This window comes from Chamaesiphon sp. OTE_20_metabat_361 (genome assembly GCF_031364565.1).
In genome coordinates this window covers 1-6,367 of record NZ_JANLWO010000826.1, presented here as the reverse complement: position 1 = coordinate 6,367, position 6,367 = coordinate 1, and the positions used below count along the sequence as shown (strand labels likewise).

5 protein-coding genes are annotated in these 6,367 nt (G+C 47.4%); 3 read left to right on the top strand and 2 right to left on the bottom strand.

The features are described 5' to 3' along the window. Together RMO35_RS23170 and grpE are read right to left on the bottom strand one after the other, a co-directional pair. Positions 1-196: Hsp70 family protein (locus RMO35_RS23170; RefSeq protein WP_309744772.1), on the bottom strand; the 196-nt coding region annotated here is incomplete at its 3' end. Positions 197-356: 160 nt separating this feature from the next. Then, positions 357-1,112: a nucleotide exchange factor GrpE gene (gene grpE / locus RMO35_RS23165; RefSeq protein ID WP_309744770.1), complete on the bottom strand. Its 756-nt coding sequence runs from the start codon at positions 1,110-1,112 to the stop codon at positions 357-359. A 575-nt stretch (positions 1,113-1,687) separates the two neighbouring features. Between grpE and RMO35_RS23160 the strand changes: the two genes are divergently transcribed. From RMO35_RS23160 to RMO35_RS23150, 3 genes are all read left to right on the top strand, one after another. After that, positions 1,688-3,679, top strand: coding sequence for a GspE/PulE family protein (locus RMO35_RS23160; RefSeq protein ID WP_309744768.1), 1,992 nt, complete (start codon positions 1,688-1,690; stop codon positions 3,677-3,679). Positions 3,680-3,794: 115 nt separating this feature from the next. Beyond that, positions 3,795-4,901 carry a type IV pilus twitching motility protein PilT gene (locus tag RMO35_RS23155; RefSeq protein WP_309744766.1) on the top strand — a complete coding sequence of 369 codons (1,107 nt, stop codon included), beginning with the start codon at positions 3,795-3,797 and terminating at the stop codon, positions 4,899-4,901. A 115-nt stretch (positions 4,902-5,016) separates the two neighbouring features. Next, entirely contained in the window at positions 5,017-6,243 is a 1,227-nt protein-coding gene (locus RMO35_RS23150) for a type II secretion system F family protein (protein WP_309744764.1), read from the top strand. The last annotated feature ends 124 nt before the right edge of the window (positions 6,244-6,367 follow it).

Genomic DNA, 6,367 nt, shown 5'->3' with positions numbered 1-6,367 from the left:
CGGTATTTTCCGCATTAGTAACGCCTTGACGCTTGGCGAGTTGACCGACGAGTTGTTCGCCGCCTTTGGCAAATCCAATGATACTAGGAGTGGTACGACCGCCCTCCGCATTGGAAATGACGACAGGGATGCCGCCTTCTAGAACAGAGACGCAGCTATTGGTTGTACCGAGGTCGATGCCGATGACTTTTGCCATAAACTTGAGGCAATATTTAAAGAATGGAAAAACGAGGGATCTAGCATTAGCTAGAGATTAATCCTCGATCGCACGATCGCTGCTGTGGCGAGTGAGCAAGCCCACGCGGGTCGAGATGGCTGTCATGCGATCGAGTGAGGGTAGAATAGGCTGCTACCGATTAAGCAGCGTCGAAATTCGTCGCGTCTTCTGCCGACAATTGCTCGGGTGGCGCGGCGACTTTGACCAAGGAGTGTCGAAGAATCCGATCTCCTAAGTAATAGCCGCGTTGCAACTCTTCAATTACGGTACCTTCAGGATGTTCCTCTGTGGGTTGCCGCATCACCGCTTCGTGGAGATTGGGGTCGAATTGCTGTCCTTCGGGACGCATGGGCGAAACCCCAATCCGCTTGAGACTTTCGACTAATTGTTTGTATACACCTTGATAGCTTTTGTGAATCCCTAATTCCCCATCGTTTTGAGGTTTAATTTGAGTTCTAGCACGCTCAAAGTTGTCTACAACACTCAAGAGTTCCACGATCGTGGACTGTTTAGCGCGAAGTTCCGTCTCTTCTTTTTCCTTGCTATTGCGCTTGCGGAAGTTATCAAAGTCAGCAGCAATTCTCAGATATTGACTTTGAAAGGCGTCCCGTTGATTGGAAATCTCCGCCAACTTAGCCGTCAATAACTGAACTTCAGATCGATCGGTTGGGTTCGACTCGGGTTCGACGGTGCCTGCTGGTGTCGCTCCTGGGGGATTAATAGCATCAACATTAGTACTCACCCCTTCTGCGGCCACTTCTGGCGGCGAAGTAGTTGGGTCGTTAGTTGCGGCTACGGTCTCCACCGTGGGCTGCGGCGATTCGGTCTCTAATGGTAGCTGGGATGACATCGGATCGTCACCGGGTTGAATTGGCTGTTGTGGGGTTTCACTCATCGTTCGTTCATTCTCTGTTAACAGACTGCTAAGCAATTTCGATCCTAAATCGATCGTGTGCAAGCCAATGATTAATTCTTAAATACATACTTTAAATGTATATCTGTAAGAAAGGCTGATTCAGTGAATCTGCCTTTTGAGTATAAATCTGATTTGGGTCGAGCGTGCGCTCGATCGAGATTGACTAGCATTAGGATTAGTCTAACCCTATGCAGCGCCACTGAGCTAGGAGCATCATCGGATTCGAGCGGCGTAATTTCCGCACCGCTAGCAAGCAGACCTAACAAAGAGATCGAGCTGCGGTTGGCATTATCAAGCCTCCCGATCGACAAACCGTTAACTCACAGAAAATGGTCTCACTTTATCATGCCCAACTGAGTGACATAAAACACCACCATCAGTAATGAAAGCATCCCACAAAAGCGATCGGGGGTCACTCGTTGGCAAAGCCTCTCGGAACGAGAATCGATCCCAGCGGCACAATTTAGCGATTGTAGTAACAGATTTCCACCTAATGAAGAGATTGAGTGCAACTGTGGGCATACTGTAAAGCTAAGGAGACAACTACAGCAGCTATGACCCAATCTTCATCCCCAAAACGGGCACTAATCGTCCGCAACGACTTTTCCCCTTTCGGCAATAAGCTGATTCAGTCGGGTTATGTCAACGCCGAACAGCTCAAACAAGCATTGGTTGATAGTCGGGCCAACAACCACCCCTTGACGGAGGTATTGGAATCCCTGACGGGTAAATCTTTGCCAGCCGAGTTACAAAATCAATATAAAAAACAACAGTTATTCGAGCTGAAAATTGTTTACGGTTTGAACGCGGTAGATATTACCTCCGCGCAAATTGACAAGGTACAAGTACGGACGTTAATCGATACTTTTATCTCTGCTGATAGTTGTCGGCAACTTAAGCTATTGCCGATCGGTAAAATGGAAGGCGATCCGCCGATTCTCACGGTAGCGATGATCGCGCCCAACGATCTCCAAGCCAAAAACGATTTGGACAAAATTCTCCGTCCCCACGGGATTGCTTGGCGCAGTGAGGTGATCGCGCCAGAAGATTATCAAAAACTTTTAGATGGCTATTTGGATGAGCGGATCCAACAGGATGCCGCCGATAATTCCCAGAAAAATCTCAATGTCGAAATTGAAAACTTTGATACGCCCGAGCTAGGTGGGGTCGAAGATGAGCTAGATGATGAAATCGACGTTCAGGGGGCAGAAGCCGCTCCGGTAGTCAAGTTAGTCAATCAAATCCTCGCTAAGGGTTTGATGGAAAAAGTTTCGGACATTCACATCGAGCCACAAGAGGAAGGCTTGAGAGTGCGGTTTCGCAAGGATGGCGTCCTGCGTCAGAGTTTCCCAATTTTGCCCAAACACATCATTCCAGCGGTGATCTCCCGCTTCAAAATCATCGCCGAATTGGACATCGCCGAGCGGCGGTTGCCTCAAGATGGTCGGATTCGGCGGACGTTTGAAGGTCGCAAAGTAGACTTTCGGATGAGTACCCTCCCGAGTCGGTATGGGGAAAAAGTCTGTATGCGGATTTTGGATAACTCCTCGACGCAATTGGGGTTGGATAAGTTAATTAGCGATCTGCCATCGCTGGAAATCGTCCGAGCGATGGGTAGTCGCCCGTTTGGCTTGATTTTGGTGACTGGGCCGACTGGTTCGGGTAAATCGACGACACTTTATTCTCTCCTCGCCGAACGTAACGATCCTGGTGTCAATATTAGTACGGCGGAAGACCCGATCGAGTATGCCCTCCCTGGCATCAACCAGGTACAGGTAATTCGCGAAAAAGGGATGAACTTTGCTTCGATCTTACGCGCCTTCATGCGGCAAGATCCCGACATCATCCTGGTGGGAGAAACTCGCGACCAAGAGACGGCTAAAACCTCCATGGAGGCGGCTTTAACGGGTCACATGGTCATGACTACCTTACACACCAACGACGCGGCAGGCTCGATCGCGCGGCTCGATGAGATGGGCGTCGAACCATTCATGGTTTCGGCAGCCCTCATCGGCGTTGTCGCGCAACGACTCCTGCGGAAAGCTTGTGCGGAATGTCGGATCGCCTATACTCCCACCCGCGAAGAACTCGGTCGATTTGGGTTGTCTGCTTCGGGTGATGCAGTCATCACCTTCTACAAAGCTAACGAACTCTCTAACGACGCGATCGAATCTGCCAAAGCCGCTGGCTGTCTGTGCAAAAACTGCAATGGCGTCGGCTATCGCGGTCGAGTCGGTGTCTATGAAGTCATGCAAATTACCGATGAGCTAGCGACGCTCATCAACCAACGCGCTTCCACCGCCCTGATCAAGGAAACCGCAGTTCAGCAGGGGATGAAAACACTGCTGGCTTACAGCCTCCAAATGGTGCAAGAAGGTCAGACTACGCTCGATGAAGTCGAACGCGTCACCTTTACCGACTCTGGTTTGGAAGCCGAAATCAAAGCCAAACGCAAAACCACCCTTATCTGTCGGACGTGCGCGGCAGACCTCAAACCGGAATGGCTTGATTGTCCGTATTGTATGACACCTAGATTTGAGAATTAGTGAATAGTGGATAGTGAATAGCAAACAGAAAGGACACATGCGTCCTAAAAGGATCTAAACATTAACCACTATCCACTATCCACTATCCACTATCCACTATCCACTTCCTAAACCTATGTCTGAACTAATGATCGAAGACCTAATGGAGCAACTCGTTGAAATGGGTGGCTCCGACATGCACATTCAAGCAGGTGCGCCTGTCTATTTTCGCGTTAGCGGTAAACTTGCCCCGGTTGGTGAAGAACCACTCACGCCGCAAGAGTGCCAAAAACTGATTTTTAGTATGCTCAATAATACTCAGCGCAAAGAACTCGAACAAACCTGGGAAATCGACTGCTCTTATGGCGTCAAAGGGTTGGCAAGATTTCGGGTCAATGTCTATAAAGAACGTGGTTGTTATGCTGCTTGTTTGCGGGCATTATCTTCCAAAATCCCCAACTTCGATCAGATGGGATTGCCCGATATCGTCAGAGAAATGAGCAATCGTCCGCGCGGATTGATTCTGGTAACAGGGCCGACTGGTTCTGGTAAAACCACCACGATGGCAGCCATGATCGACTTAATCAATCGGACTCGTGCCGAGCATATTTTGACGATCGAAGATCCAGTCGAATATGTCTTCCCAAATGTTAAAAGCCTCATTCACCAGCGTCAAAAAGGTGAAGATACTAAAAGTTTCTCCAATGCGCTTAGAGCAGCCTTGCGCGAAGATCCAGATGTAATTCTAGTTGGAGAATTGCGTGATTTAGAAACGATTAGTTTGGCGATTAGTGCTGCTGAAACTGGGCACTTAGTCATGGGGACATTGCACACTAGTTCCGCCGCTCAAACGATCGATCGGATGTTGGATGTATTTCCCCCCGAACAACAACCCCAAATCCGCGCCCAGTTATCTAACTCGCTAGTTGCCGTCTTCAGTCAAGCTCTCGTCCAAAAGAAAAAACCCAAACCTGGTGAATACGGACGCGTCTTGGTTCAAGAAATCATGATCGTCACACCCGCAATTTCTAACCTGATTCGTGAAGGTAAGACCGCCCAAATTTATAGTGCGATTCAAACTGGAGCCAAGCTAGGCATGAACACGATGGAATCGATCCTCGCTAAACACATTCGCGAAGGTACGATTTCTTTTGAAGTTGGTGTTTCTAAATCCTCTCGACCTGATGAACTTCAACGTCTGATTGGATCTACACCTACGATGGCAGCGAATGGGAGAAATTAGGGAATAGGGAATAGGGAATAGGGAATAGTGATTATCTACTCTCTTACCCTTTACCCTTTACCCTTTACCCAAACAAAATCCTAACCCCTATCCCCTATCCCCTATCCCCTAAATCATGCCAACTTTTATAGCTGAAGTCCGCGATTCTCAAGGAAATGTCAAACAAGAAAAAGTTGACGCTCAAACAGTAGAATCAGCTCGGAAAAAACTCAAACAGAAATACCAGTTCATTCAAAATATCAGACCAGTCAAATCTTTTGATATCACTAAAATTGACTTACAGGACATCGAAGCAGCCATGAACCCGGTGACGGTTCGTGATAAAGCGGTATTCTCTCGCCAATTTGCAGCGATGGTCAATGCAGGTGTGGCAATGGTGAGATGTTTGACAGTGCTTTCCGAGCAGTGTGGTAATCCCAAGCTGCGAAAGGTACTCGCACAAGTGAGTCTGGATGTCCAACAAGGGATTAACCTGTCTGATGCCATGCGCCGACATCCAGAATGTTTCGATACTCTTTATGTGAGTATGGTGCAGGCTGGTGAAGTTGGTGGGGTACTCGATGAAGTACTCAATCGTCTGGCTAAGGTTTTAGAAGATATGTCTCGACTCAAAAACCAAGTCAAAGGAGCAATGGCGTACCCTGTGGCTGTAGGAATTTTGGCACTGTTGGTATTTCTAGGGATGACAATCTTCTTAATCCCAGTATTTGCAAATATTTTCAAAGGATTGGGTACAGAGTTACCGGGATTGACACTATTTATGTTGGGCGTAAGTGGGGTACTAACTAGTTGGATGGTAATCATCCCGATCGTTATAGTTGGCGGCTTGATTTTTGCATACACTCAATACTATAAAACCACCATTGGTAAACTGACGATGGATCGGTTTTTCTTGAAAATGCCGATTTTGGGTGACTTAAATGAAAAATCAGCAACTGCTAGATTTTGTCGAATTTTTGGTACATTAACTCGATCGGGCGTACCGATTCTCAACTCACTAGATATCGTTCGCGATACAGCGGGCAATCAAGTTATCTCTAACGCGATCGAAAAGTCCAAAATGGAAGTTCAACAAGGGGGGATGTTAAGCAATGCCCTGCAACGTGAAAAAGTTTTCCCATCGCTGGCAATTCAAATGATCAGCATCGGGGAAGAAACCGGGGAACTAGATACAATGATGATGAAAGTTGCTGACTTCTATGAAGATGAAGTCGAACAAGCGGTTAAAGCTCTCACCAGTGTCCTCGAACCAATTATGATGGTCTTCTTGGCAGGGATGGTAGCCGTAATTCTACTTTCGATGTATCTCCCCATGTTCAAAGTATTCGAGAAACTTGGCTAAGAGCTTTAAAATATCCTTCCGATCGATATAGGTAGAGTAATAAATGTTTATTACTCTACCTAATTATTAGCTAGCTACGATTCGATCGAATCTCATTGTCTATAGCCACTGCCGAGCTTGTTAA

Bases quoted from the DNA above. Each gene is read 5' to 3' on its own strand.
- grpE (WP_309744770.1), bottom strand. From the start codon at position 1,112: ATGAGTGAAACCCCACAACAGCCAATTCAACCCGGTGACGATCCGATG.
- RMO35_RS23160 (WP_309744768.1), top strand. From the start codon at position 1,688: ATGACCCAATCTTCATCCCCAAAACGGGCACTAATCGTCCGCAACGAC.
- RMO35_RS23155 (WP_309744766.1), top strand. From the start codon at position 3,795: ATGTCTGAACTAATGATCGAAGACCTAATGGAGCAACTCGTTGAAATG.
- RMO35_RS23150 (WP_309744764.1), top strand. From the start codon at position 5,017: ATGCCAACTTTTATAGCTGAAGTCCGCGATTCTCAAGGAAATGTCAAA.